This window comes from Limnohabitans sp. T6-20, assembly GCF_003063505.1.
Classification (GTDB): domain Bacteria; phylum Pseudomonadota; class Gammaproteobacteria; order Burkholderiales; family Burkholderiaceae_C; genus Limnohabitans_A.
This window is the reverse complement of the sequence record NZ_NERW01000001.1, coordinates 718,931-744,390: the sequence shown is the minus strand read 5'-3', so window position 1 is coordinate 744,390 and position 25,460 is coordinate 718,931. Positions and strand designations below refer to the sequence as shown.

At 60.3% G+C, this 25,460-nt stretch carries 23 protein-coding genes; 7 read left to right on the top strand and 16 right to left on the bottom strand.

Annotated elements, in window-relative coordinates:
• Positions 1-102 precede the first annotated feature (102 nt).
• The gene (locus B9Z33_RS03515; RefSeq protein WP_108286136.1) at positions 103-1,359 is read right to left on the bottom strand and encodes a sugar ABC transporter substrate-binding protein; all 1,257 of its coding nucleotides are present in this window, start codon (positions 1,357-1,359) and stop codon (positions 103-105) included.
• 385 nt (positions 1,360-1,744) lie between these two features.
• On the opposite strand from B9Z33_RS03515, the gene B9Z33_RS03510 reads away from it, so the two are divergent.
• On the top strand, positions 1,745-2,167 hold the full coding sequence (locus tag B9Z33_RS03510) for a universal stress protein (RefSeq protein ID WP_108286135.1): 423 nt from the start codon (positions 1,745-1,747) through the stop codon (positions 2,165-2,167).
• Positions 2,168-2,269: 102 nt separating this feature from the next.
• On the opposite strand, the gene B9Z33_RS03505 is transcribed toward B9Z33_RS03510, so the two are convergent.
• Together B9Z33_RS03505 and B9Z33_RS03500 are read right to left on the bottom strand one after the other, a co-directional pair.
• Positions 2,270-2,893 (bottom strand): TetR/AcrR family transcriptional regulator, encoded by a 624-nt coding sequence (locus B9Z33_RS03505; RefSeq protein WP_108285595.1) that lies wholly within the window; start codon positions 2,891-2,893, stop codon positions 2,270-2,272.
• 69 nt (positions 2,894-2,962) lie between these two features.
• Positions 2,963-4,588 carry an alkaline phosphatase gene (locus B9Z33_RS03500; protein WP_108286134.1) on the bottom strand — a complete coding sequence of 542 codons (1,626 nt, stop codon included), beginning with the start codon at positions 4,586-4,588 and terminating at the stop codon, positions 2,963-2,965.
• A gap of 105 nt (positions 4,589-4,693) precedes the next feature.
• On the opposite strand from B9Z33_RS03500, the gene B9Z33_RS03495 reads away from it, so the two are divergent.
• From B9Z33_RS03495 to rhuM, 4 genes are all read left to right on the top strand, one after another.
• Entirely contained in the window at positions 4,694-5,590 is an 897-nt protein-coding gene (locus B9Z33_RS03495) for a DMT family transporter (RefSeq protein ID WP_108285594.1), read from the top strand.
• 147 nt (positions 5,591-5,737) lie between these two features.
• The gene (locus B9Z33_RS03490) at positions 5,738-6,028 is read left to right on the top strand and encodes a helix-turn-helix domain-containing protein (RefSeq protein ID WP_108285593.1); all 291 of its coding nucleotides are present in this window, start codon (positions 5,738-5,740) and stop codon (positions 6,026-6,028) included.
• Positions 6,028-7,359 carry a type II toxin-antitoxin system HipA family toxin gene (locus B9Z33_RS03485; protein ID WP_108285592.1) on the top strand — a complete coding sequence of 444 codons (1,332 nt, stop codon included), beginning with the start codon at positions 6,028-6,030 and terminating at the stop codon, positions 7,357-7,359. Before B9Z33_RS03490 ends, B9Z33_RS03485 begins: the two co-directional genes overlap by 1 nt.
• A gap of 247 nt (positions 7,360-7,606) precedes the next feature.
• Entirely contained in the window at positions 7,607-8,029 is a 423-nt protein-coding gene (gene rhuM / locus B9Z33_RS15585; protein ID WP_199220273.1) for a RhuM family protein, read from the top strand.
• A 146-nt stretch (positions 8,030-8,175) separates the two neighbouring features.
• Here the strand turns inward: rhuM and B9Z33_RS03475 are convergent, their stop codons facing one another.
• Positions 8,176-8,508, bottom strand: coding sequence for a DUF5615 family PIN-like protein (locus tag B9Z33_RS03475; protein ID WP_108285591.1), 333 nt, complete (start codon positions 8,506-8,508; stop codon positions 8,176-8,178).
• Positions 8,505-8,723, bottom strand: coding sequence for a DUF433 domain-containing protein (locus tag B9Z33_RS03470; RefSeq protein ID WP_108286133.1), 219 nt, complete (start codon positions 8,721-8,723; stop codon positions 8,505-8,507). The genes B9Z33_RS03475 and B9Z33_RS03470 overlap by 4 nt, the downstream gene beginning before the upstream one ends.
• Positions 8,724-8,874: 151 nt before the next feature.
• On the opposite strand from B9Z33_RS03470, the gene dapD reads away from it, so the two are divergent.
• Entirely contained in the window at positions 8,875-9,852 is a 978-nt protein-coding gene (dapD, locus tag B9Z33_RS03465; RefSeq protein ID WP_108285590.1) for a 2,3,4,5-tetrahydropyridine-2,6-dicarboxylate N-succinyltransferase, read from the top strand.
• 72 nt (positions 9,853-9,924) lie between these two features.
• Here dapD and yjjJ read toward each other — a convergent pair whose 3' ends face one another.
• The 4 genes from yjjJ to B9Z33_RS03445 all read right to left on the bottom strand — a co-directional run bounded on the left by yjjJ (position 9,925) and on the right by B9Z33_RS03445 (position 14,495).
• Complete coding sequence (gene yjjJ, locus B9Z33_RS03460; RefSeq protein WP_108285589.1) at positions 9,925-11,256, bottom strand: type II toxin-antitoxin system HipA family toxin YjjJ; 1,332 nt, start codon at positions 11,254-11,256, stop codon at positions 9,925-9,927.
• A gap of 150 nt (positions 11,257-11,406) precedes the next feature.
• Positions 11,407-13,515 (bottom strand): acetoacetate--CoA ligase, encoded by a 2,109-nt coding sequence (locus B9Z33_RS03455; RefSeq protein WP_108285588.1) that lies wholly within the window; start codon positions 13,513-13,515, stop codon positions 11,407-11,409.
• A gap of 75 nt (positions 13,516-13,590) precedes the next feature.
• The gene (locus tag B9Z33_RS03450) at positions 13,591-13,929 is read right to left on the bottom strand and encodes a hypothetical protein (protein WP_146183816.1); all 339 of its coding nucleotides are present in this window, start codon (positions 13,927-13,929) and stop codon (positions 13,591-13,593) included.
• Positions 13,926-14,495 carry a cob(I)yrinic acid a,c-diamide adenosyltransferase gene (locus B9Z33_RS03445; RefSeq protein ID WP_108285586.1) on the bottom strand — a complete coding sequence of 190 codons (570 nt, stop codon included), beginning with the start codon at positions 14,493-14,495 and terminating at the stop codon, positions 13,926-13,928. The genes B9Z33_RS03450 and B9Z33_RS03445 overlap by 4 nt, the downstream gene beginning before the upstream one ends.
• A 198-nt stretch (positions 14,496-14,693) precedes the next feature.
• Between B9Z33_RS03445 and B9Z33_RS03440 the strand changes: the two genes are divergently transcribed.
• Positions 14,694-16,121: an FAD-binding oxidoreductase gene (locus B9Z33_RS03440; RefSeq protein WP_108285585.1), complete on the top strand. Its 1,428-nt coding sequence runs from the start codon at positions 14,694-14,696 to the stop codon at positions 16,119-16,121.
• 45 nt (positions 16,122-16,166) lie between these two features.
• On the opposite strand, the gene B9Z33_RS03435 is transcribed toward B9Z33_RS03440, so the two are convergent.
• The 7 genes from B9Z33_RS03435 to B9Z33_RS03405 form a co-directional block, all read right to left on the bottom strand.
• Positions 16,167-17,957: an ATP-binding protein gene (locus B9Z33_RS03435; RefSeq protein ID WP_108285584.1), complete on the bottom strand. Its 1,791-nt coding sequence runs from the start codon at positions 17,955-17,957 to the stop codon at positions 16,167-16,169.
• Positions 17,954-19,714 (bottom strand): ATP-binding protein, encoded by a 1,761-nt coding sequence (locus tag B9Z33_RS03430; protein WP_108285583.1) that lies wholly within the window; start codon positions 19,712-19,714, stop codon positions 17,954-17,956. Before B9Z33_RS03430 ends, B9Z33_RS03435 begins: the two co-directional genes overlap by 4 nt.
• 9 nt (positions 19,715-19,723) lie before the next feature.
• On the bottom strand, positions 19,724-21,472 hold the full coding sequence (locus tag B9Z33_RS03425) for an ATP-binding protein (RefSeq protein WP_146183815.1): 1,749 nt from the start codon (positions 21,470-21,472) through the stop codon (positions 19,724-19,726).
• Positions 21,469-23,142 (bottom strand): ATP-binding protein, encoded by a 1,674-nt coding sequence (locus B9Z33_RS03420; protein WP_158270168.1) that lies wholly within the window; start codon positions 23,140-23,142, stop codon positions 21,469-21,471. Before B9Z33_RS03420 ends, B9Z33_RS03425 begins: the two co-directional genes overlap by 4 nt.
• An 83-nt stretch (positions 23,143-23,225) precedes the next feature.
• On the bottom strand, positions 23,226-24,143 hold the full coding sequence (locus B9Z33_RS03415) for a ParB/RepB/Spo0J family partition protein (RefSeq protein ID WP_108285580.1): 918 nt from the start codon (positions 24,141-24,143) through the stop codon (positions 23,226-23,228).
• Positions 24,144-24,145: 2 nt separating this feature from the next.
• Positions 24,146-24,688, bottom strand: a complete 543-nt coding sequence (locus B9Z33_RS03410) for an alpha/beta hydrolase (protein ID WP_108285579.1) — start codon at positions 24,686-24,688, stop codon at positions 24,146-24,148.
• 1 nt (position 24,689) lies between these two features.
• Entirely contained in the window at positions 24,690-25,460 is a 771-nt protein-coding gene (locus tag B9Z33_RS03405; protein WP_108285578.1) for a ParA family protein, read from the bottom strand.

Genomic DNA, 25,460 nt, shown 5'->3' with positions numbered 1-25,460 from the left:
CAGAGCGCAAAGCCGGTCAGGCGGCACCTGGGCACAAGCCCTGAGTCGACTCAGCCAGCGCCAGGGCACGGTGCCCGGACGCTGGCTGGCCGTTCACCGGGCTTACTTGTAGTAACCGGCCTTCTTCATTTCACGTTCAGCGGCAGTCTGGCTGGCCTTCAAAGCAGCGTCCACGGTGGACTTGCCCGACAAAGCCGCGCTCATTTGCTGGCCGACCGCAATGCCAATCGCCTGGAACTCGGGGATGGCGGCGAACTGCACGCCAACATACGGGCTCTTTGGCAAGGTGGAATCGTTCGGGTTGGCCGAGTCGATGGCGGTCTTTTCAGCCGATGCAAAGCGTGCGGCCTTCAAGAAGTCGGCGTTGGCGTAAGTGCTCTTGCGGGTGCCGGTGGGCACGGTGCCCCATCCATTGGTTTTGCCAACCAGGTTGATGTAGTCCTTGGACGTGGCCCAGCTGACGAACTTTTGCGCCGCATCCACTTTCTTGGAACCTGCAGGAATGGCCAGCGACCAGGCCCACAGCCAGTTGGCACCTTTGGGGGTGTTCATGGTGGGGGCTTGTGCAAAGGCCATTTTGTCGGCCACTTTGGACTGCTTGGGGTCGCTCACAAACGAGGCGGCGATGGTCGCGTCGATCCACATGCCGCACTTGCCGGAGTTGGTCAGCGCCAGGATTTCGTTGAAGCTGTTGGCCGACGAGCCGGGTGGGCCGTAGTTTTTCAACAGGTCCACGTAGAAGTTGATCGCTTCTTTCCAGGGCTTGGACTCCAACTGGGGTTTCCAGTTCATGTCAAACCACTGACCGCCAAAGGTGTTGACCAGGGTGGACAGGAAAGCCATGTTGTCGCCCCAGCCCGGCTTGCCGCGCAGGCAGATGCCGTACACGCCGTTCTTGGGGTCGTGCATTTTGGCGGCCAAGTCTTTGATTTGCGGCCAGGTGGGGCGCTCGGGCACTTGCACACCGGCTTTGTCGGCCAGGTCTTTGCGGTACATCAGCATCGAGCTTTCGCCATAAAACGGTGCCGCAAACAGCTTGCCGTCCACGCTCAGGCCATTGCGCATGGCGGGCAGCAGGTCGTCCACGTCATAGGCGGCGTCGGTTTTGAGTTCCTGCAACCAGCCTTTTTTGCCCCAGATCGGGGTTTCGTACATGCCAATCGTCATCACGTCGAACTGGCCGCCCTTGGTGGCGATGTCGGTGGTCACGCGTTGACGCAGCACGCCTTCTTCCAAAGTGACCCACTTGAGTTTGATGTCGGGGTTGGCCTGTTCAAAGTTTTTGGACAGTTTTTGCATCTCGATCATGTGACCGTTGTTGACGGTCGCGATGACGAGTTCGGTGGCGGCGTGGGCCATGCCAGCGCTGAACAGCGCGGCACAGAGGGTGGATGCGAGGCGGAATTTCACAGTTGTCTCCTTGGATGGAATGAAAGTGGGGCAAACGGCTGTACTGACCGTGGGATGGATTCTGATGACGACTTGCGTCGGCATTTGTACAAAATTGGCCAATACATGTACTTTTTTGCAATATAAGCCTAGGACTTTCCCCTGTATCTGCTTGAAAGTTTGTGAAAATTGACATTTCTTCTACCCACTTGGCCGGTTTGAAACCACCGTTGATCGGCGGGCACCATTTTTCGGTGAAATTTCAGGTGTTCGTGAACTTCATGACCTGAGTCAAAAACGGTATTCAAGAGTTGACTACATTCAAAGCTTGTTTGATCTCATTGAGGAGCACACCATGAAAATCTTGTTGGCCGTTGATGGCAGTGAATACACCAAAAAAATGCTGGCTTACCTGACCACTCACGACGAGTTGTTCAGTGCCAACAACAGCTACACCTTGCTCACAGTGCAGCCCCAATTGCCGCCTCGCGCACGCGCGGTGGTGGGCAAGGAAGCGGTTGAAACCTTCCACCGCGAAGAGTCGGAAAAAGTGCTGGGCCCGGTCACCAAATTCTTGCTGCGCCACGGCATCGATGCCAAAACCGTGTCCAAAGTGGGTCACGCAGGCGAAACCATCTCCAAGACAGCAGACAGCGGCAAATTTGATCTGGTGGTGATGGGCTCACACGGCCACGGCACTTTGGGCAATCTGGTCATGGGCTCGGTGGCCACCCAGGTGCTGGCGCACTGCAAAGTGCCGGTGCTGCTGGTGCGCTGAACACCCAGCGCACATTCGCAAGCAGGGGCTCGCTCCTAGCAAAACCCCAGTGCACTGTGCCTGTGGGAGGCCGCCCCCCTGCGGCCGAATGGGGGCTTGGGCTCAGCGGGCACTCAGCCCGTCAAAGCAGGTGCTCATCACCAGATCAAGGATTTGCTCGTCGGTGTGCTGTTCGCCCATTTTGAGGAATTCCAGCACCGGGTCGCAGGCTCGTGCAAACAAGGTGTAGAGCACGGCCACGGCGGGCAAGCCCTTGTTGATTTGTCCTTGCGCCTGGGCTTCTTCGATCCAGCCGCCCAGCGCATCGCTGACTTCCATCAATCCGTCCATGTAATCCTTGTTCGCCATCAAGGTGGCGCGCAAGCTGGAGTTCTGGCTGGGCAAGGACGGCATCAAGCCCTGCAGCTTGAGGGTCATGGTCCAGCGCGTCACGGCCTTGAGTTTGTCGATGGGTGCCTGATCGGCAGGCAAGGACTGGATAAAGTCTTGCGCCTTGCGCATGGCAGCCACCATCGCGGCACAAGCGAGTTCTTCTTTGCTGGTGAAATGCTTGTAAAGGCTGGCCTTGGCAATGCCCACCTCGGCGGCGACTTCATCCACTGTCATGGCGTCAAAGCCCTTTTCGGCCAGAAAGCGGTTCACCGACTGGATGATCGCCGTCTCTCGCGCCGCCAGCATCTGGATCTTGAAAGACTTCTTCAACGGTTTCTGGGTATCGGTGTTCATGGCCGGATTCTAGCCCCGCAGATCAAAAAAAGACCGAGGGGTCGCACCCAAGCCCAAGCCATTCAAAATTCACCCGTCTTTGTGCACCCCGGCCACCCCTGAACGGATGCCCAGTTTCGCCTGCACCTTGAACACCCCATCGGCCAAGGCCGGGTTGGGGGTGGTCCTGAATTCAGCACTGATGCCCTCGGGCTTCACCTCCAGCAAGGTGTAACCGCGCTCATCGGAGCGGGCATGCAAGATGTCCGGGTTGCTGTCACGGATTTGGGCCAGCAACTTTTCTCCCAGGCCGCGTGACGTGATGGACGTGGTCACGATCTCGCTGGCCACCACGGGCGAACGCTCGTCATTGGCTTGCACACGCAACTGGGCCGCCACGTTCATGTGCACATCGCCCCCCAACATGACCACGTTTTTCAACTGCGCCTCTGCCACGGTGCTCAGCAAACGGGCACGCGCCTGCGGATAGCCATCCCAACCATCGGTGAACGCACTGCGGCCCAAAGGCGTGTTGACGCCGCTGGAGCTCATCTGGGTAGACTGCGCCACCAACTTCCAGCGCCGGGTGCTGCGCGTCAGGCCCTCGGTGAACCACTGCTCTTGGGCCATGCCCAGCATGCTGCGCGCTGGGTCGGCCAAGGCATCGCAGCCCACCACCACGCGGCCCCCGCCCCGGTTCGGGTCAGGGCAGGCCTGGTGGTCGCGGTATTGGCGGCAGTCCAGCGTCCACACATCGGCCAGCTGCCCCCACGCCAAACGGTCATGGATGCGCATCTGACTGGGGTTGGCCGGATCAGGCCCCAGGCGCACCGGCATGTGTTCAAAGTAAGCCTGGTAGGCGGCAGCGCGGCGGCGCAAAAACACCTGCGGATCACTGAAGTTGCGGTCCAGGTCGTTGGCGTAATCGTTGACCACTTCGTGATCGTCCCAAGTCATCAGCCAGGTGTGGGCTGCGTGGCAGGCGCGCAAATCGGCATCGGTCTTGTACTGGGCATGGCGGTCTCGGTACTCGTCCAACAAGGTGGGCACACCGCCCAAGTGCTTGCGCAACATGTGTTGCGGGTTGGAGCTTTCGTAGATGTAGTCGCCCACAAACAGCACCAGGTCCAAATCACGTTGGGCCATCTCGCGGTGCGCCACAAAGTAGCCCTGCTCGTAATGCTGGCAAGACGCCAGCGCAATGCGCAGGCGGTCCACCACATCATGAACGCCCGGGCTGGTGCGCGCCCGCCCCACCGGGCTGGTGGCACTGCCGCAGACAAAACGGTACCAATATGGTCGCCCCGCTTGCAAACCACTGGCCACCACATGCACGCTGTGGGCACGCGCTGCATCGGTCTGAACACGCCACTGGCGCACGGGTTGGCGCAAAGCGGCATCGGCAAAGACCTCACACACCACGGAAATGCTTTGCGCTTTGAAGGCCGCATCGGCCTCGGTGATGCGCAAGCGGGTCCACAACACCACACTGCCCGGCTGCGGCTGGCCACTGGCCACACCCAAACTGAACGGATCGGCATGCCAACGCGGACCTTGGCCTGCGCCGGCCGCACTGGTCAGCGCTTGTGCCTGGGCGGCAGGCGCGAGCCAGGGCGACATGGCCAAAGCCAAAGCCATGCGGTTCCAGTCGCGCCGGGACACGTTCGTGCAAGGTGAAATCCCCGTCAAGGATTCAGGCGTTGGGGCTGAGTTCATGGAAGTTCGGTGCACGGCTTGGATGGTGGCGCACATGTTACCTGCCGCAAGAGCCAGGACCGCAGGTGACACGTCCCGCCCATCCGGCACGGCACAATGCGGGCCATGAATTCGCGCAAAGACCATCTGGACGGACTGGCCATCGGCACCTTGCTGGCCTGCTGCATGTTTTGGGGCCTGCAACAGGTGCTCGTCAAATCCATCATGGGTGAAGTGGCCCCCCTGTTTCAGGCCAGCTTGCGCTGCGTGGGCGCTTGTGTGCTGCTGCTGGCGTGGTGCCGCGTGCGCGGTGTGCGCCTGTTTGCACGCGATGGCAGCCTGTGGCCCGGCTTGTTGGCGGGTGGTCTGTTTGCGGCAGAGTTCGCCTGCATTTATTTGGGCTTGCGCTACACCTCGGCCTCACGCCTGACGGTGTTCCTCTACACCTCGCCGTTTTGGGTGGCTGCGCTGGTGCCGCTGTTCGTCAAGTCAGAGCGTTTGCGCCCCCTGCAATGGCTGGGCATGGCCTGCGCCTTTGTGGCGGTGGCTTTTGCCATGCGCGAAGGCTTGGGCGCGGGCAGTCACGGCGACAGCGCTTTGGGCGATTTGCTGGGCCTGGCCGCCGGGGCACTGTGGGGTCTGACCACGGTGACCATCCGCGCCAAAAACCTGACACGCATCGCCCCTGAAAAGCTGCTGTTTTATCAAATCGCCACCACCGCCGTGGCCGTGCCCTGGATCTCGCTGGCACTGGGCGAAAGCTGGAACTTCAACTGGAGCCCACTGGCCTGGGGCTCGATGCTGGCACAAACCGTGATCGGTGCTTTCGCCAGCTACCTGGCCTGGATGTGGATGCTGGGCCGCTACCCGGCCACCAAGATTTCGGTGTTCGTGTTTTTGACGCCCTTGTTTGCCCTGCTGTTTGGCACCTGGCTGCTGGGCGAGGCGGCCACCCCCACGCTGCTGGCGGCGCTGGGGCTGGTGGCTGTGGGGATTGTGCTGGTCAACCGCAAGCCGGGCTGAAGTGCCACCCTGCGCTGACGGTGTGGGAGCGAGCCCCTGCTCGCGAATGTGTGAACGCCCAGGGGTTTATGGGCATCGGAATTTTGCATTTCTTGATTTTTATATCAAAATATTGGCTTATTAGAAAAAACTTGACGTAAAAATCAATTGCAAACCCTCCAAGAACTTGGCGAAGCCGTGGCTGCACGGCGCAAACTGCTGGGCCTCAAGCAAGGCGATGTCGCGGCCATGGCCGGCGTGACGGCGGAATCTTTGTCGCGCTTTGAGCGAGGCCGCAGCGCTGAATTTGGCACCCGCAAACTGCTGGCGGTGCTGGCCGCGTTAGGGGCGGAGCTGAGCGTGATAACCCAGGGCCAGACCGGCAACCTGGACGAACTGCGCCGCGAACGTGCACAGACGGAAGCACGGCCATCCAAACCCAAAGAAAAGGCCACTTGATGCCACTGTCTGTATTCGTGCTGGGCCGCGAAGTGGCCACGCTGGTGCCATCTGGCGACTTCAAAAGCGTGCTGACTTACCACCCCGGCGTGGCCACAGACGACTTCGTGTCGCTCACCATGCCGGTGCGCACCGAGAGCTATGTCTGGGACGACCAGCTGCCGCCCGTGCTGCAAATGAACCTGCCCGAAGGCTATTTGCTGCAAGTGCTGCAAGAACAATTGGGCCCGCACATCGGCGCCAGCCCTGCGGCCCTGCTATCGGTCATTGGCCGCAACATGGTCGGCCGCTTGCAAGTGGCCGCGCCCGGTGCCGCATTGAACGAGCCCGCCAAACCCATTGAAGTGGCCGCGCTGCTCAAGGGCGACAACTCCGAGGCCGCCTTTGCAGCGCTGGTGCGCGAACACGCCACCAGCGGCGTGTCGGGCGTGGTGCCCAAATTTTTGGACGCCCAAGAAGACCAGGCGCTGCCACTGGGCGCGCACCCCAAAGCCAGCCTGATCACCCGGCGGCACATCGTCAAAGGCTCCAGCGCCCGGCTGCCCTTTGTGGCCCTGAACGAACATCTGTGCATGCAAGTGGCCCGGCGCATCATGCCCACCGCTCACACGCAAGTGTCCGACGATGGCCAGGCCCTGGTGGTGCACCGTTTTGACGTGGACGAGCACGGCCAGCCGCACTGGGGCATGGAAGACTTTTGCAGCCTGCTGGGTCTGCGCCCCGCCGCCAAATACGACACCACCTGGGAACGCATCGCCAAAGCCGTGCGCGACCATGTGCCCGGCCCGCAGCGGCTGACCACATTCCGCCAACTGGCCAACACCCTGCTGCTGACCTATGCACTGCGCAACGCCGATTGCCACGCCAAAAACCTGGCCCTGCTCTACACGAGCCGCGCCGACGTGCACCTCTCGCCCACCTACGGCATGCTGACCACCAGCGTGTATGCGGGCTTTCAGCACAACCCACCGGGCATCGAATTCATGGGAAAAAAAACCTGGCTGCCCGGCAAAAACCTGCAAAAGTTCATCGCCGCCACCTTCGGCATCCAGCCCAAAGAACAGCTGCACATGGTGCAAGCCATCAGCGACGCCGTGGCCGAAGTGGGCCACCAAGTGCGCCAGGCCATGACCGAGCACCCCGGCTTTGAAGACATTGGCAAACGCATGCTGCTGGCCTGGGCCGAAGGCGTGCAGGGCCTGCGCGATCAACGCGTGTATGCCGTGGGCGACTGGGTGGCGGGCGAGGCGTTTGAAGGGTTTTCTGCGCCGCCGAAGCTGGCGGCCGAGACGAACAAAATTGGCCGCTCGCCCTTGCTGGGTGAACGGTGACTTGAACCAAAGGGAAACAACACGCCAACGCTGCATTGGGTCGGAAAAGAGGTCGCTGGTTCTTCCTCCACTCTGCTGTTCGATGAAACGGTGTAAAGCATGAGCAGCGAGACAAGCCAAACATTTATCCCCGGCGAATTCCTGCTCTACGAAACCGAGGATGGTCGTACCCGTGTGGCGTGTCGGTTCATCGAGGATTCGCTCTGGCTAACGCAAGCCTTGATGGGCCGATCTTTTTCAGGTCAAAGTGCCCACCATCAACGAGCATCTGAAAACGCTTTTTGCCGATGGCGAGATTGAATCTTCGGCAACCATTAGGAAATTCCTAATAGTTCGCCAAGAGGGTGAGCAAACCGTCAATCGGAACATTGACCACTACAACCTCGACGCCATCCTGGCGGTGGGCTACCGGGTGCGCTCGGCACGGGGCACGCAGTTTCGCCGTTGGGCCACCGAACGCTTGCGGGACTATCTGGTCAACGGCTTTTTGCTGGATGTCGAGCGCCTGAAGAACCCGCCGGTAGGCGATTCGGCGGCTCCCGACCGTTTCAATGTGTTGCTGGAGCGCATTCGAGACATTCGCGCCAGCGAACGGCGCATGTACCTGCGGGTGCGCGAGATTTTTACCATGGCCATGAGCCTGAAATCCAATCACTCAACCGCATCGTGACGATGTGGCTGGATTACGCAGAAGACCAAGCCCTGCGACTTCAAGAAGTGTTTTTGAAAGACTGGGCCAGAAAAGCTGGATGCGTTTTTGACTTTCAACGAACGCCAGGCGTTCAGTTTGGGGTTTTTACGGTCATTGCAGCATCGTCATGCTGTGACTTCTACACAAGCCTGGCCAGCGTTGAATGCGGCTTCAATGGCTTCGCGGTTTTCAAGCAGGATTTTGAGCGTGGCGGCGCGGGTCTGGTTTTGGGTTTTCAGCCAAATCACTTGGGGTGGCTGACCCCATACCAAGGACAGTTCTTCAAAATCGGCATCGCGCGTTACGATGACAAAGCCTTGTTCTTTGGCGGTTTGCCAAACTTGGGTGTCGTTTGCCGACTCCAGCCCCAACAGCACCACTTGTGAACTGCCCGGAAAGTCGTGCTGCAAAAATGGAACCAGTCTGCGCGAGAGGTTCTCGTCCAGCAACAATTTCATTGCACCGCCAGGGTGTAAACCTTGTGCTCACGGTCTGCGGCGTAAGCCAGCACAGCCGAAATGTCTTCCATTTGCAGTTCTGGGAAATCTTCCAATATTTCAGCCACAGGCATGCCACTGGACAGCATGGACAGGACGTCATAGACCGAAATCCGCAGCCCACGGATACAAGGCCGTCCGCCGCGTTGTCCGGGGGTCAAAGTGATTCTGTTCATGGGTGTCTCGCATTCCGTCAAATCGTGGCTCATTTTGGCACCATTCGCGCTCCTCAATGCCAATTCCAGCCATCCCCGATAATCACGCCTTCAGATTCCCAACGGCTCGCCCTGTTCCGATCCCGGCGGGCCATTTTTTCGGAGCAACACCATGAGCACTTTCCAAACCACCGGCGCACGCGCCACGGGCCTGGCCACCCTGGCCGCTGACGGCACCGTGCTGGACACCTGGTTCCCGGCCCCCGAACTGGCGGGCGATGTGGCCGCCAGCGGCAGCACCCGTTTGACCGAAGCCGAAGCCGTGGCCGCCTTGGGCGCTGATGTGGCCCAAGCCCTGACCGCCTGCACTGTGCGTGGCACCTTCGTGGTGGCCGTGCGCACCGAGATCAAAAGCCTGGCCGACGCGCCCACCGACACGCACGACGCCTACCTGCGCCTGCACCTGCTGAGCCACCGCCTGGTTCAGCCGCATGGCGCCAACGTGACCGGCATTTTTGGCCTGCTGGCCAATGTGGCCTGGACCAACTTTGGCCCCTGCGCCGTGGCCGATGTGCCCGCCGCCCGCCTGAAGGCACGCGCTGCTGGCCGCCTGCTGGAGATCAAAGGCGTGGACAAGTTCCCGCAAATGACCGACTACGTGATCCCATCGGGCGTGCGCATCGCCAACGCCGACCGCGTGCGCCTGGGCGCGCACCTGGCCAGCGGCACCACCGTCATGCACGAGGGCTTTTGCAACTTCAACGCGGGCACCTTGGGCGCCAGCATGGTTGAAGGCCGCATCAGCGCGGGCGTGGTGGTGGATGACGCCAGCGACATCGGCGGCGGCGCGTCCATCATGGGCACGCTGTCGGGTGGCGGCAAAGAAGTCATCAAGGTCGGCAAACGCTGCCTGCTGGGCGCCAACGCCGGCATCGGCATCTCGCTGGGTGACGACTGCGTGGTCGAAGCCGGTTGCTACATCACCGGCGGCAGCCGCGTGCAACTGCCCGATGGCAGCCTGATGAAAGCCAAAGAGCTGTCCGGCAAAAACGGCATCCTGTTCCGCCGCGATTCACAGTCGGGCGCCTTGCACGCGATCCCACGCAACAAGAGCTGGGGCGAGTTGAACGCTGAGTTGCACAAGAACTGATTTTGGGTTTGCCTAAAACAAAACGGCGTGCACGCGAAAGCGGCACGCCGTTTTCTTTGTTACACCCTGGGCTCAAAGCCCCCGCACCACCTCACCATTGACCCTCGCCACCGCACGAAACTCCTCACTGATTCGCTTATCCGCCGCAGCGCATTGCCAGAACTGCAAGGCCAGCGCCTTCGCTTGCGGCCAGACGCTCAGGGTATGGGCGTTGGGCCGTGGCCGCTGGCTGGCCCAGTCGCGCTCAACCACTTCGCCCGCCACCGGCGCATAAAACATGGGCAGCATGTCGTAGGCGGGGGCCAGTTGCCAGCGGTGTTGGTGCAGCAGCAGCGACACATTGCCGTGGTGGCGGTCGGTGTTGGCGATCAGTGCGCCAAAGGCGTCGAGCAGGCACAGGGTCTGGATGTCGGCGGCACTCAGGCTTTCGGCACCGGCGCGGCTGGTCTGCATGGCGGTGGCGGCCCATTGCGAGCCGATGCCGATGTAGTGCGCGTCGTACATCTCCAAAGACACCATGCCCACGCGGCCTTGAGTTGTGCGGTCAAAGCGGCGGCTTTGCAAAAAGACGCGGCCACAGGCCTGAACGATGTCGGTTTGTGCGGCGGCAATGCCTGCGGCTTGCAGCGTTTGCAAAGCCAATGCCTCGCACACCAGCAAATCGCGCCAGCGCTGGTCGGCCGGGGCGTCGCCTGCGGGTGAAAACTTGACGAGCACAGGCACGCCATGCGTCACCGCGCCAAACTTGGGTTGCTCGCCGCCCGCGCTAGAGCCGGGGGCCGCGCTGCCCAAGGCTTGCAGGGCCAGACGGGGATAGTCTTGCGCCGGATCGGTCACCACCGGGGCGGCACTGCGGTTTGGGGGCAGAGCCAGATAGCGGTCGAGCGAAGCCGCGCCCACCAGCAGGTTGCCGGACAGGTCTTCGCCAGCGCGCACCAGCGCCAGCAGGATGTGGTCGTCGCTCCAGTGCGCCAGATGGGGAGGCAAGGCCAGCTCGGCATGGGTTTGCGCAAAGGCTCGGCCCAAAAAGCCCTGGGGGCGGGTGTCCATCAAAAACCAGGGCAGGCTGGGGTGAAACGCGCTTTGACCGTGGGCCCTGTCGGTTTCTTCCATCCAAAAACCACCACCAGCCAATGGGTACAGCGTGCCAAAGGCTTGCAGCTCGCTACTGGGATGCACCTGATGAATGAGCACCTGCCGCCCCACACTCGGCACATCACGCGGCAACAGGTAGCGCTGCGCCCTGGCCGCCCCGACCTTGACCACCTGGCCCGTTGCCAACAAAGGGGTCAGCAGGCGCGAAACTGTGGGCTGGCTCACGCCCAGCTGCGCTTGCAGCTCGGGACTGCTGGCGTGGCCGTTGTGGCGTCGCAGGGCAAAGAGCAGGGTTTCAGTGGCGGTCATTGAATGGATATCTGAATAGATATATCAATGATACGGTCGTTCTAAGCTATTGTCATTCAATAAGTTTTGGCATTTTTTCCTTATTCAATGCCTGTTTCATGAATGGTTATGGACCGCGTGTACTCCAAGTGACCACTGCCCTCGGCCAGTTCACGCCTTGGCCAAATGCGCTTTGGCCAAACTCACATACCAATCCAGACACCCCGGGTTGGCCATGGCGTCTTTGTTGACCACCTTTCCCAGCGGTTGGCCCAGCATGAGTTTCTTGATCGGCAGCTCTTGCTTTTTGCCGGACAGGGTGCGCGGAATCTCGGCCACCTGGAAAATTTCATTGGGAATGAAGCGTGGGCTGAGCGCCACCTTGATGGCGTTGTTGAGCTTGGCTTGGATCGCATCGTCCAGCACGGTGCCGGGGCGCAACACCACAAACAGCGGCATGTAGCTTTCGCGGCCCAGGTACTCCAAGTCCACCACCATCGAGTCCATCACTTCGGGCAGGGCTTCGACGGCGCTGTACAGCTCGCTGGTGCCCATGCGCAGGCCGTGGCGGTTGATGGTGGCGTCGCTGCGGCCAAAAATGACGCAGCCTTCGCCCTCGCCCTTTGTCTCAGGATTCCCGTTGCCAATCCGCAGCCAATCGCCATGCCGCCAGACGCCACCCATGCTGGCCGGACCGTCGCCGCCACCAGGCTTTCGGCCATGGCCTGCGGGGTACATCTCGAAGTAGCTGGCAAGGTAGCGGGCATTTTCTTTGTCGCCCCAAAAGAACAGCGGCATGGACGGGATGGGCTGCGTGCAGACCAGCTCGCCCACTTCGCCTTTGACCGGCTCGCCGGCTTCGTTCCACGACTCGACCGCCGCGCCGAGCATGCGGCACTGCATGACGCCGGGCTCTTGCGGCAGCTCGCGGTGGCCGCCCACAAAAGCGCCCGCGAAATCGGTGCCGCCCGAGATGTTGCACCACCAGATGTCGGTGCCGATCTTCTGAAACTGCTCGCTCCCCCAGCTTTGGGTCTCGGGTGACAAGGGCGAGCCGGTGGTGCCCAGAGCACGCACCTTGGACAAATCACCGCAACGCGAAATGTCCAAACCAGCCTTTTGGCAATTGGCAAAGTAGGCTGCGCCCGCGCCAAAGAAGGTGACTTTTTCTTGCGCCGCCATGCGCCACAAAATGCCCCAATCGGGGTTGTCTTTGCTGCCTCCGGGGTTGCCGTCGTAGATCACGCAAGTCACGCCATTGAGCAAGCCCGCTACCTGAGCGTTCCACATGACCCAGCCAGTGGAGCTGTACCAATGGAAGCGCTCGCCAAAGCTGTTGGGGTGGTAGCTACAACCCACATCGTTGTGCAAAATTTTGTTGGCCAGCGCCACGATCACGGTGCCGCCGTGGCCATGCACGATGGGCTTGGGCAGACCGGTGGTGCCACTGGAATACACAATCCAAAGCGGGTGGTCAAACGGCAGCCACAGTGGCTCGAAAGCCTGCACCTCGGCGTCGTCGCGCGATGTGATGGCCGACATTTGCACGCTGGCCGCCACGTCGCAGCTGGCCAGGTCAAGCGTGCCCAGGTTCTCGTGCACGATGACGTGTTGCACGGTGGGCAAAGCGTCTTTCAACTCCTGCAGCACGGCCATGCGGTCAAAATCGCGCCCGCCATAGCTCACGCCGTCCACCGCAATCAGCACCTTGGGCTCGATCTGCTTGAAGCGGTCGAGCACCGCGTTGGTGCCCATGTCGGGCGCGCAAATGCTCCACACACCGCCCACGCTGACGGTGGCCAAAAACGCCACCATGGCCTCGGGGATGTTGGGCAGATAAGCGGCTACGCGGTCGCCCGGCTGCACACCGTGGGCTTGCAAGTGCAAGGCCAAAGCGGCCACCTGACGGCGCAACTCGGGCCAGCTCATCTCCCGGCGCAGGCCTTTTTCGTTGATGCTGATGACCGCCGACAAACCCGCCGCTTGGGCGGGCTGAACGTGGCGGAACACCTGGTGCGCGTAATTGGTTTTGGCCCCTTCAAACCACACCGCGCCAGGCATCGCATTTTTGGACAAGGCCGCTTTGTGCGGCGTGGGCGACTCCAGCCCGAAGTAATCCCAGATGCTTTGCCAAAAGCCTTCCAGATCGGTCACCGACCATCGCCACAGGTCGTTGTAAGCCGCAAAACTCAGGCCGCGTTGGTCGCGCAGCCAGTTTTGGTACAGACGAATCTGGGGCACATAGGGTGCGGGTTCATGGGGGCGTGTGGCGGTGTTCATGGCGCTGAGCGTAGCAGCGCCAGTGCATGGCTGTCACCTGCGACAACCCTCAAAAAGCGCGCCTAGGTGACAGCCTCAAGACGGGGCCACGACATCACAGCGCCCGCGACCTGAGGCCAAGCCTCGGAAGTCGCTGGACCACTGCGCCTGGTTCAAGTCAAGCTGGATGCGTTCGTTGTCGATGGCGGTGGACAGCCCTTGTGGATTGACCGAGTAGCTGTAGGGCGCCAAGCCATCGATGCGCACAGCGCGAATGGTTTTGCGATCCCAGTCGATTTGCACTTCGCGCACCCAGGTGCTGCGCTCGGGCATGTAAGCCACAGCGCACGACAAGGTGACCATTTGAGTAGCGGCATGCACTTGACTGGCCCACAAGGCCGCGCCCACCCATGCCATGACCCCTGAACGCTTCACTTGGCGTCAGCGTCCTGGCTCATGCGCGCACTTTTCCAGTACACGTCATCGCCGCCGTTCATGCGGTTGAGCACACGGGCCAACACAAACATCAAATCGGACAAGCGATTGAGGTATTGGCGCGGCATTTCATTGATGGCTTCTTCATTACCCAGCGCGACGCACGCACGCTCGGCCCTGCGGGCCACGGTGCGGCAAACGTGGGCCTGAGCGGCACCGCGTGTGCCTGCGGGCAAGATGAATTCCTCCAACTTGGGCAACTGGGCGTTGTAGGTGGCCAGCGCGGCGTCGAGTGCCGCCACGGCCTCTTCCTTGAGCAATTCAAAACCCGGAATGGACAACTCCCCCCCCAGGTTGAACAGCTGGTGTTGCACCTCAACCAACACCTCACGCACACCCGCAGGCATGTCTTCGCACAACAACAGGCCGATGTGGGAATTGAGTTCATCCACCTCGCCCATGGCGTGCACGCGCAAGCTGTTTTTGGACACACGCTGGTTGTTGCCCAAGCCGGTGGTGCCGTTGTCGCCGGTGCGGGTGGCGATTTGTGTGAGTCGGTTGCCCATGGTGTTGCTTTCTTTTTTGTTCGCTCAAGGGTGCGGCGTCTGGGGAAGTGCCCCACAAAGATGGGTCGCGCCAAAGACCATCAATTGTCAGCCAACTGGCTGCAACTTGTCTGACAGCGGACAACAAGACCGGGATTTGCGGCGTAAACTGCGTTTTCGCATGCATGGCGGGGTCTACTCGCCACCTCAGGAGACACCATGAACGCCCCCACCGCCGCCGCTCACCTGGCCCCCGAAGTCGCGCAACGCGCTGTGCCCGAGGCCTTTTTGACAGCCTTAAAGGTCCGCTTTGGCAACAACTGCTCGACTGCGCTGGTGATCCGTGAGCAGCATGGCCGCGACGAGTCGGCTTTCACCCATGTGCCGCCGCCCGCCGCCGTGGTGTTTGCCGAAAACACCCAAGACGTGGCAGACGCCGTCAAGCTGTGCGCCGAGCACAAGGTGCCGGTGATCCCCTTTGGTGTGGGCTCGTCGCTGGAAGGGCATTTGCTGGCGGTGCAAGGCGGCATCAGCATCGACCTGACGCGCATGAACAAGGTGCTGTGCATCAACGCCGAAGACCTGACTGTGACGGTGCAGCCCGGCGTGACGCGCAAGCAGCTCAATGAAGAGATCAAATCAACCGGCCTGTTCTTCCCGATCGACCCGGGCGCGGACGCGACCATTGGCGGCATGAGCGCCACCCGCGCCAGCGGCACCAACGCCGTGCGCTACGGCACCATGCGCGAGAACGTGCTGGCCATGGAAGTGGTCACCGCAGCAGGCGAAATCATCCGCACTGGCACTCGCGCCAAGAAGTCGAGCGCCGGTTACGACCTGACGCGCCTGATGGTGGGCAGCGAAGGTACGCTGGGCGTGATGACCGAAATCACCGTGCGCCTGTACCCCTTGCCCGAAGCCATCTCGGCCGCAATCTGCTCTTTCCCGAGCATCGAGGCCGCGGTGCACACCGTGATCCAGACCATCCAGCTGGGCGTGCCGATTGCCCGGGTGGAGCTGATCGACCACAACACGGTGCGCATGGTCAACGCCTACGCCAAGCTGGGCCTGCGAGAAGAGCCCATGCTGCTGATGGAGTTTCACGGCTCACCTGCGGGCGTCAAAGAACAAGCCGAAACGGTGCAAGAGATCGCCAGCGAGTTTGGCGGCAATGCGTTTGAGTGGGCCACCACCCCCGAAGAGCGCACGCGCCTGTGGACAGCGCGACACAACGCTTACTTTGCGGCCATCCAAAGCAAGCCCGGCTGCCGCGCCATCAGCACCGACACCTGCGTGCCGATCAGCCGCCTGGCCGACTGCTTGCTCGACTCCATCACCGAAACCGATGCCAGCGGGCTGCCTTACTTTTTGGTGGGCCATGTGGGCGATGGCAACTTCCACTTCGGCTACCTGATCGACCCCAACAACCCGCACGAGTGCGAGACGGCCGAAGCCTTGAACCAGCAATTGGTCAACCGCGCCCTGCGCTTGGGCGGCACTTGCACCGGCGAGCACGGCATTGGCCTGCACAAGATGGACTTCTTGCGCACCGAAACCGGCGAAGGTGCGGTGGACATGATGCGCACCATCAAGCGGGCGCTGGACCCGCACAACATCATGAACCCGGGGAAGATTTTCTCGATGTGAGGGCAGCCCTGCCCTCCTGAACTGGCGGGCAAAGGTCTGCCTGAATCAGGCTGACCGCCGGTTCAAAATCAACTCTTCAATCTGCGTGCACAACTGCACCGGATCAAATGGCTTGAGCATGACGTCGTCCAAGCCTGCCGCCTTGAAGCGCTCCAGGTCTTGCGGGTTGACGTTGGCCGTCAGCCCCAACACGGGGGTGTTGCGTGTGGCTTCGTCGAGTTCACGGCGCAGCGCCTGGGTGGTCTCAATGCCGTCCATCTTGGGCATCACCATGTCCATGAAGATCACATCGAAACGGTCTTTTTGCACGGCGGCCATCGCTTGCAAGCCTTCTTCGGCTTCCACCACTTTGCTGTGTGGCCAGTGGTTGGTCAGCACTTTTTTCACCAGCAGGCGGTTGATGGGGTGGTCGTCAACCACCAGAAAATTCAGCCGCTGCGGGTTGGTGTTTTTGTAAATATCGACGTTGGCCACGGGCTTGGGTGGTGCGACCTGTGCCGTCAGCGGCAAAGTGAACCAAAACGTCGAGCCCTGGCCCCAAGTGCTGTCAAAGCCGATTTTTCCGCCCATCAGCTCGACCAGGCGCTGGGTGATCGACAGGCCCAGGCCCGTACCGCCATAGCGCGACTGGATGTCATCGCCCGCCTGTGCAAAGCGCTGAAAGATTCTGGGCTTTTGGTGCTCGGCAATGCCGATGCCACTGTCTTGCACCGAAAATTTGACGACGCTCACGTCACCTTTTTCATCGCCACGCCCCCCCCCTTGGCCGTCCACCTCGACACGCAAGGTCACATGGCCTTGGTGCGTGAACTTGATGGCGTTGCCCAGCAGGTTCACCAGAATCTGCATCAGGCGGTGGCGGTCGGTATTGACCCATTCAGGCACACCTTCGCCGATCTCGCAGCGGTATTGCAGATGCATGCTTTTGACGCGCGGATTGAACAGGCTGAAAGCGTTTTGGACCGTGTCGTGCAGCGCAAATGTTTCGTACTGCACCCGGATCTTGCCGGCCTGCAGCTGTGAATAATCCAGGACATCGTTGATGACCGTCATCAGATGGTCAGCCGACTGCCGCGTGTGGTTGAGGATTTTCAGTGCCTGTGGGTTGCCATTGGCGCGGCTCATGAGCATGGCATTGAAGCCCAAAATCGCGTTCATCGGCGTGCGCAATTCATGGCTTACATTGGCAATGAATTGCTCACGCAAATCCGAGGTACGTTCTAGCTCCAGGCGTCTGTCTTCCAACTCCTGACGGCGCTTCAGGCGCTCGTTGTAGGCCTTGCGGTAAAGGCCCTCGTACAAGAACACCACCGACAGGATCAGCACCATGGTGACCACAATGCTGACAAAAGATGAACGCACCTGCGCCAGACCGACGGTGGGGTGAGGGGGCAGCCAGCCATGCCATGTGACATACGACATGCCACTCAACAAGACCATCACCACCGTCAGCCAAAAAAAGCCTGCGCGGCGGCTGATGGCATAAAACGGAATGAGCGGGATCAAGGTGTACCAAGCCAGGCGGGGCGAGAAAACACCCCCCGACATCCAGCCAGCATAGGTGACTTGTGTCAGTCCGGCGATCACACCAATGTGAACGGCCACCGAAAGCGGCATGCCGTAACTGAACGCCACCAACAGCATCACCAAAACAATGGCAAAACCCAATGGAACCGGTATGCCGTTGTCATAGGGCGTGACCAGCGCGATCAGCAACATGGCAATGATCATGATGAGCACCAGACAAAACAAGTACGGCATCCTGCCTTGCTGGAAGCGCTCAGGCAGATGGGGCGTAATGCGCTCCAGGACGTTGTCAAACGGTGTGCGCTTCATCGGTGGACCTCCGAAGACGCGAGCCAAGACAGTCTGGACAACTGCGCCACCAGTTGAGTCTCATCCAGGGGTTTGTGCAAAACCTCGTTCATGCCCGCGTCCAGGCACCGGTCTCGGTCTACCGGATTGCTGCTGGCCGTCAGGCCCAGCACGGGAACATCACACACAGGTTTAGGAAAATTTTCACGCAGGATTTGGGTGGCCTGCAGACCATCGATGTCGGGCATCACCATGTCCATCAGCACCAGATCGAAGGTCTGTTCACGCAACAAATCCAACGCCACAGCGCCACCGTTGGCCTCGGTGATTTCGGCCTTCGGCAAGCGTTTTTTCAGCATCAGCCGCGCCACCATCAAGTTCACGGCGTTGTCGTCCACCAGCAAGATGCGCAGACGATGCCCCATCAACTTGTCGAGCTGTTGAACCACAAAAGGATCGTCGGCGGCCGTCATGCTCAGAGGCAACTCAAACCAGAAGGTGGTGCCATGCCCCAGCACGCTGCTCACCCCAATATGCCCGCCTTGCAAGCTGACCAGCCGCTCGCACAAAGACAGGCCCAGGCCCGTGCCGCCGTATTGGCGGTTGGTTTGGGAGTCGGCATGTTCAAAGCGGTTGAACACTTGTTGCTGCCGGTTGGCCGCAATGCCAATGCCCGAGTCTTCCACTTCAAACAGCACGCCCATGCCCACGCTCTTGACGCGCACCACCACATGGCCGCGTGCCGTGAATTTGACCGCGTTGTCGATCAGATTATTGAGCACCTGGATCAGCCGCTGCCGATCACCTTGCACCCACATGCCTTGAGCCATGCTGTCTTCAAGGCGGATATCCAGCCCCTTGGCCTGGGCTTTTTCGGCAAACAGGTCCAGCACGCTTTGCACGGTTTCGCTCAGCTCAAACCGGTCTTCGCGCAAAGACAGTTGTCCGGCCTGCAGCTGCGAAAAATCGAGAATGTCATTGACCACACGCAGCAACTGTTCGGTGGAGCGGCGGATGTGGTCAACGATCTCGGCGTCTTCGGCCTTGGCTGACAGCTCGCTTCGCAAAATGCCATTGAGCCCCAAAATTGCGTTCATGGGTGTACGCAACTCGTGGCCCACCGACGCGATGAATTCGTCCTTGTGAGCCTGCGCCTGACGCAAGGCGCGGTGTGTTTCTTCGAGCGCCAGGTTGCTCTTGTCAATCTGCATGACCTGCTGGCTGTGCATGCGCTCGGCCAGCCAGACCACCCCCATCGCCATGCAGGCCACCAGCACTTTGTTCACCAATGTCCAAGCCATGATGTCGTTGCTCATGGTCGCCATGTTGTCCAGCACCCCGGCCTTGGTCAGCGCCAACATGAGCCAGGTGACCAACAGAGCCACTGTTCCCCAAAAAATGGCGGCAAGCCGGCTGAGCAGCAAGGTGGCAGGCAAGGTCACCACCGTCATCCAGACCATGGTGACCGAGTTGATGCCGCCGCTCTGGCTGGCCACCAAGCCGATGTGAAGGATTGAGATCAGAAAACCCAAATGTGTGATGGGCACATAAAAAGCCCCCCACTGCAAAGCCCCCAACAAGACCAGGTAGAACGCTGTCGCCAGCAGGTGGATGTTGTGGTCATAGGCAGGCTGGTATGTCCCGTAAAACATCAACGAACTGGCCACCAGCGCAAGCAGACAGGCTCGCAACAGCCCCGTCCGCCACTGGGCATTGGCGTCTTCGTGCAGGCCGTCTAAAAAGGCATCCACTTTCAACAAGTTCGACAGGGTCTTCATCTGCAACGCTCAATTCCGCTGGAGCAACCAGTGCTCCACTTTGGCACACAACAAATCCGGCTCAAACGGTTTGAGCATCACATCGTCCAGACCTTCTTTCCTGAAAGCATCCAGATCAACCGGGTTGACGTTGGCCGTCAACCCCAAAATCAACACATCCCGCACAGCGCTTGGCAACTGGGTCCTGATCATCTGGGTGGCCACAATGCCATCCATCACCGGCATGACCATGTCCATCAGGACCAGATCAAACGGTTGTTCGCGCAACATGTCCACAGCTTGCAGCCCATCCGACACTTCCACAATGTGGCTGTGCGGCCAAGCGTTTTTCAGCACCTGACGGGCCAGCAAACGGTTGACCGGGTGGTCGTCAGCAATCAGAAAGCGCCACGGCAGCTGCGCCGTCTGCACCTCCATCCGGGCCGCAGACGGTTTCTGTTGCGGCTCAGGGCAAGCCGTCAATGGCAAATGAAACCAAAAACGAGAGCCTTGCCCGGGTTCACTTTCAAAGTCGATGTCCCCACCCAGCAGCTGCACCAGGGTGCGCGAAATCGCCAGCCCCAGCCCGTTGCCACCGTACAGCGCCTGAATGTCGCCATTGGCCTGACTGAAGCGGTTGAAAATTTGCGCTTGCCGGTCTTTGGCAATGCCGATGCCCGTGTCTTGCACGGCAAACAACACGCCCGGGTTTTGCCACTGGACACGCAACACCACTTGGCCCTGGTGCGTGAATTTGAGCGCATTGCCCAACAAGTTCACCAAAACCTGCATGAGGCGGTGGCGGTCGGTGTGCACCCACTGGGGCAGGGCCGGGTCCAGCTCGATGCGGTAGGCCAGTTCCATGCTCTTGACGCGGGGGAAGAACAGCTCAAACGCGTCTTCCACCGTTTTGCGCAATTCAAAGGTTTCCGGTTGAATCACCAGACGACCAGCCTGCGATTGCGAATAGTCCAGGATGTCGTTGATCACCGTCATCAGGTGATCGGCCGATTGCCGCGTGTGGTTGAGCACCTTGCGGGCCTCGGGCTTGTCACCCAAGCGGGCCAGCAGCAAAGCATTGAACCCCAAAATCGCATTCATCGGGGTGCGCAGTTCGTGACTGACGTTGGCAATGAAATGCTCGCGCATCTGTGAAGCGTGTTCCAGCTCTTCGCGCCGCTCTTCCAATTCGCGCTGATGGTCGCGGCTGGCCTCTAACGCCTGGCGGTACATGTGGTCATACATCAAGGGCACCACAATGAGCACACAGGTCACCAGCGTATAGACCATGAACGAGGACAGCACATGTGCATCCCCGATCTCAAAAACGGGCACCCACGCCATGTGGCTGGCAACGGCGATGAACACCTGCAAAGCCATCACCACCGCAAGCCAGAAAATGCCCGATCTGCGGTTGATCACATAAAAAGGCGTGAGCGGCAAGATCAGCAGCCAAGACAGGCGAGGCGAGTGGATGCCGCCGGACACCCACGCGCTGTAAAGCAAAATGATGGCCCCCAAACCGGTTCCGAGATGAATGGCCAAATTCAACGACATGCCGCGCTGAATACAAACAAGCAGCACCTGCAAAAACACAGCAAACAAGCTGAAAATCACCGGGGCATACGGATACGGGCTGATCACAGCAAACACCAACAAGAACACCGACACCACTTGCGCAAAGAAGAACGCATAAGGCATCTTGCCCAGCTGAAAACGCACGGGTACCCGCAAAGCGATACGGGACGCCCATTGCTCAAGCCAGGTGTTGCGGTTCACAGCCGGGCCTCCCGCGCCAGGCGCACCTGATGGGCCACGGTGCGCATCAAAACGGCCTCGTCCATGGGTTTGTGCAGCACATCGTTCATGCCTGCAGCGAGACACTTGTCGCGGTCCACCGGATTGGTGTTGGCGGTCAGCGCCAGGATCGGCATGTGTGCGGCAATGGCCGGAAAATGCTGACGAATGTGCTGCGTGAGCTGCATGCCATCCATGACCGGCATGATCATGTCCACCAGCGCCACATCAAACATCTGGGCGTCCAGCAGCGGCAGCGCTTTGGCACCGCTGTCCACGGTGGTGATCTGTGCCTTGGGCCAGCATTTTTGCAATTGCAACTGCGCCACCATCAGGTTCACCGGGTTGTCATCGACAACCAAGATGTTCAGCGCCTCGTCGCTCAGGCCGTCATCGCGCAGGTCTGCGGGGCTTTGGTCCTGCGCGGCCTGCAGCGGGATCTCAAGCCAGAACATGGCGCCAAGCCCCAGCTGGCTGACAACGCCAATTTTTCCGCCATGCAAACTGACCAGCTTTTCACACAAAGTCAGGCCAAGGCCCGTGCCGCCATACGCTCGATTGGTTTGCACATCTGCGTGTTCAAAGCGGCGAAAAATGTGTTGCTGCCGCTCAGGCGGAATCCCGCGCCCGGCATCGCGCACCTCCAGCCGCAACCATTCGCCCTGGGCAATCAATTTCACGTCCACCGACCCCTCGGCCGTGAACTTGATGGCGTTGTCCACCAGGTTGTTCAGGATCTGAAGCAGGCGGTTGCGGTCGCCATGCAAGCGCAAAGGCAAAGCCGGATCGCGGTGAACGTGCAAATCAATCCCTTTGCTGCGGGCCTTGTCTCCGTGGCGTTGTTGCAGCTCGTCGGACAAGGCACGAACATCGTAGTCCACCGGGTTCAGGTGCAATTTGCCCGCTTGCAATTGCGAAAAATCAAGAATGTCGTTGACCACTTGCAGCAAATGCTCGGTTGAGCGACGGATGTGCCCCACCACCGCTAGCTGCTGTGGATCGTCCTCCAGCTCACGACGCAGCACACCGTTGAAACCCAAAATGGCGTTCATCGGCGTGCGCAATTCGTGCCCCACCGCCGCCACGAATTCGTCCTTGTGGGCTTGCGCCTGAATCAGTGCCTGGTGGGTCGCCTTGATCTCTTCGTTGCGCTGATTGAGCTTGCGCAACTGCACCTGTTGCAGATGTTCATAGATGCGCACACCCATCATCAAATTCATCAGGGCCAGCAAATGGTTCAGCCAAGCCCAGCCAATGAACGACGACGATGCGTTGTGGACATGGCTGCTGACCCAGCCCATCCAGGTGGCCAGCGTCAGGCCCCAGATGCAGCACAGCATGATGGCAATCCAGGCCAGCGTGGCTGCCCGACCCAACAAGAGCAAAACAGCAACAGACAACACGCTGAGCCAAACGACCGATGTCGAATTGATACCGCCGGTCTGGGTGGCCGTGAACACAATCAGCATCACCAGCAAGGCCATGATGGTGTGCACAATGATCTCAAACAAGGCCCGCACACGCACCACCATCAGCAAACAGACGGCCAGTACCGACACCACCAAATTGCCTTGCGACACCAGCTTGACCGGTGTAAACAAGAATCCGAAAAAAGTGGTGACACTCACCAGCATCAAATAGATGGTGAGCATTTCCTGGCGCAAAAACCCATCCGGGCGAAACAAGTTTCGCCAAAAAATGGGGACCGGTTTTTGCGCTTGCGCCATGGTGTGTTTCAGCCGCGCAGCTTTTCAATCAAGCCGTTGAGTTCGTCCAAAGAGCCAAACTGGATGCTGAGCTCGCCCATCTCTTCCATCTTGCCCAAGCGCTTGACGCGTTTTTTGACACGCACCTCAACCTGCGCCATCAACAGGTCCGACAGATCTTCTTCAACCCGGCGCACATCGCGTGACTTTTCTTTCTTGGGCTTTTGCGTGACCAGATTGAACTCAGCACCCAGCTTTTTGGCCAGGCTCTCGGCCTCGCGCACCGACAGTTTTTTGGCCGCAATCTGGTTGGCCGCCGTGATCTGGGTGGCTTTGTCCAAAGACAGCAAAGCACGGGCATGGCCCATGTCCAGGTCGCCCGCCATCAGCATGGTCTGCACCGGATCGGCCAGGTTGAGCAAACGCAGCAAGTTGCTGCCCGCGCTGCGCGAGCGGCCCACGGCCTGTGCGGCCGCTTCGTGAGTGAGCCCAAACTCTTTAATAAGGCGTTGCAGGCCTTGGGCTTCTTCGAGCGGGTTCAGGTCCTCGCGCTGGATGTTCTCGATCAGGGCCATGGCCGCAGCGGCCTCGTTGGGCACATCACGCACCAAAACAGGGACAGATTCCAAGCCCGCCAAACGCGAAGCACGAAAGCGCCGTTCGCCCGCGATGATCTCGTATTTGCCTGCGTTCTCGCCATCGGTGAGCTGACGCACCAGAATTGGCTGCATGATGCCCTGCGCCTTGATGGATTCGGCCAGCTCGTACAAAGCGCCCTCGTCCATGCGGGTGCGCGGCTGGTACATGCCCGCCACCATTTGGTCGAGCTTGAGCTGGGTGGGCACACCCGTTTCGGCTGTCATGTCGGCGGCGGGGGCGTCTTGCACTTTGGGGCCCAGCAGGGCTTCGAGTCCGCGGCCAAGGCCTTTGGGTTTTTTGGTGACCATGGTCAGGTTTCCTTCGTCAATCGGTTCAAGAGGGCATGGCCCGCAGGCCAGTCCCCCAGTTGTGATTCGGCATTGATGTGCCCGGCGGCGCCCAGGTCCACAAATTCGGCACCCCAGTCCCGGGCCAGGGCTTGCGCCCGGTCGACCCGGCAATACGGGTCGTTTTGGCTGCCGACCAAAATGCTGGCAAAGGGCAGTTTCTGGCGAACGATGGGGCTCCAGCCCGGCAACAGTTCGCGCACGGTCTCGGCTTCCACATCGCCGGGGGCGACCAGCAAAGCACCCGCCACCCGCGCCGTGTGGCGAGAGACCGCAGCCCAGGCCGCGACCTGGATGCAACCCAGGCTGTGCGCCGCCAGCACCAATGGGCCGGGCGTGTCGATGACCACCTCGTCCAGGCGCGCCAGCCAATCGCCGCGCTTTGGGCGCATCCAGTCGTCTTGCGCCACCACCGCATAGCCATGCGTGTGCGCCCAACGCATTTGCCAATGGTCTGGGCCACTGCCTTGCCAGCCAGGCAAGATCAAAACAGAAGTCGAAGCCATCTCAAAGGGTTGGGGCGCGCACGACCAGTTCTTGCGCAAAGTCGACATAGGCCTGGCTGCCCTTGGCCGACGGGTCAAACACCACGCCGGGCAAGCCGTAGCTGGGCGCTTCGGCCAGGCGCACATTGCGCGGGATCACGGTGTCAAACACCTTGTCGCCAAAGTGGGCCTTGAGCTGGTCGCTCACCTGCATCTGCAGCGTGATGCGCGGGTCAAACATCACCCGCAGCAGGCCAATGATCTTGAGGTCCTTGTTCAGGTTGGCATGCACCTGTTTGATGGTGTTGACCAGATCGGTCAGGCCTTCCAAGGCAAAGTATTCGCACTGCATGGGCACGATCACGCCGTGGGCCGAGCACAGGCCATTGAGGGTGAGCATGGACAGCGATGGCGGGCAATCGATCAGCACAAAGTCGTAATCGGCATCCACCACGGCCAAGGCGTTTTTCAGGCGCTGGTCGCGGTGCTCCAGCTGCACCAACTCGACCTCGGCCCCCGCCAATTCACGGTTGGCGCTCAGCACGTCATAGCCGCATTTGTCGGCCTTGACGACCGCTTCGGCAATCGAAGCGGACTCCAGCAGCACGTCGTAAACACTCAGCTCCACCGCGCGCTTGTCGATGCCCGAGCCCATGGTGGCATTGCCCTGCGGGTCCAGGTCGACCAGCAACACGCGCTGCCCGACTTTGGCCAAACCAGCCGCCAAGTTGACGGTGGTGGTGGTTTTGCCAACGCCACCCTTTTGGTTGGCAACACAGAAAATTTTGGCCAT

Excerpts from the sequence above, each read along its gene's own strand:
- B9Z33_RS03515 (WP_108286136.1), bottom strand. The coding sequence starts at position 1,359 with ATGGCCCACGCCGCCACCGAACTCGTCATCGCGACCGTCAACAACGGT.
- B9Z33_RS03510 (WP_108286135.1), top strand. The coding sequence starts at position 1,745 with ATGAAAATCTTGTTGGCCGTTGATGGCAGTGAATACACCAAAAAAATG.
- B9Z33_RS03505 (WP_108285595.1), bottom strand. The coding sequence starts at position 2,893 with ATGAACACCGATACCCAGAAACCGTTGAAGAAGTCTTTCAAGATCCAG.
- B9Z33_RS03500 (WP_108286134.1), bottom strand. The coding sequence starts at position 4,588 with ATGAACTCAGCCCCAACGCCTGAATCCTTGACGGGGATTTCACCTTGC.
- B9Z33_RS03495 (WP_108285594.1), top strand. The coding sequence starts at position 4,694 with ATGAATTCGCGCAAAGACCATCTGGACGGACTGGCCATCGGCACCTTG.
- B9Z33_RS03485 (WP_108285592.1), top strand. The coding sequence starts at position 6,028 with ATGCCACTGTCTGTATTCGTGCTGGGCCGCGAAGTGGCCACGCTGGTG.
- B9Z33_RS03475 (WP_108285591.1), bottom strand. The coding sequence starts at position 8,508 with ATGAAATTGTTGCTGGACGAGAACCTCTCGCGCAGACTGGTTCCATTT.
- B9Z33_RS03470 (WP_108286133.1), bottom strand. The coding sequence starts at position 8,723 with ATGAACAGAATCACTTTGACCCCCGGACAACGCGGCGGACGGCCTTGT.
- dapD (WP_108285590.1), top strand. The coding sequence starts at position 8,875 with ATGAGCACTTTCCAAACCACCGGCGCACGCGCCACGGGCCTGGCCACC.
- yjjJ (WP_108285589.1), bottom strand. The coding sequence starts at position 11,256 with ATGACCGCCACTGAAACCCTGCTCTTTGCCCTGCGACGCCACAACGGC.
- B9Z33_RS03455 (WP_108285588.1), bottom strand. The coding sequence starts at position 13,515 with ATGAACACCGCCACACGCCCCCATGAACCCGCACCCTATGTGCCCCAG.
- B9Z33_RS03445 (WP_108285586.1), bottom strand. The coding sequence starts at position 14,495 with ATGGGCAACCGACTCACACAAATCGCCACCCGCACCGGCGACAACGGC.
- B9Z33_RS03440 (WP_108285585.1), top strand. The coding sequence starts at position 14,694 with ATGAACGCCCCCACCGCCGCCGCTCACCTGGCCCCCGAAGTCGCGCAA.
- B9Z33_RS03435 (WP_108285584.1), bottom strand. The coding sequence starts at position 17,957 with ATGAAGCGCACACCGTTTGACAACGTCCTGGAGCGCATTACGCCCCAT.
- B9Z33_RS03430 (WP_108285583.1), bottom strand. The coding sequence starts at position 19,714 with ATGAAGACCCTGTCGAACTTGTTGAAAGTGGATGCCTTTTTAGACGGC.
- B9Z33_RS03420 (WP_158270168.1), bottom strand. The coding sequence starts at position 23,142 with ATGCTCACCATCTATTTGATGCTGGTGAGTGTCACCACTTTTTTCGGA.
- B9Z33_RS03415 (WP_108285580.1), bottom strand. The coding sequence starts at position 24,143 with ATGGTCACCAAAAAACCCAAAGGCCTTGGCCGCGGACTCGAAGCCCTG.
- B9Z33_RS03410 (WP_108285579.1), bottom strand. The coding sequence starts at position 24,688 with ATGGCTTCGACTTCTGTTTTGATCTTGCCTGGCTGGCAAGGCAGTGGC.
- B9Z33_RS03405 (WP_108285578.1), bottom strand. The coding sequence starts at position 25,460 with ATGGCCAAAATTTTCTGTGTTGCCAACCAAAAGGGTGGCGTTGGCAAA.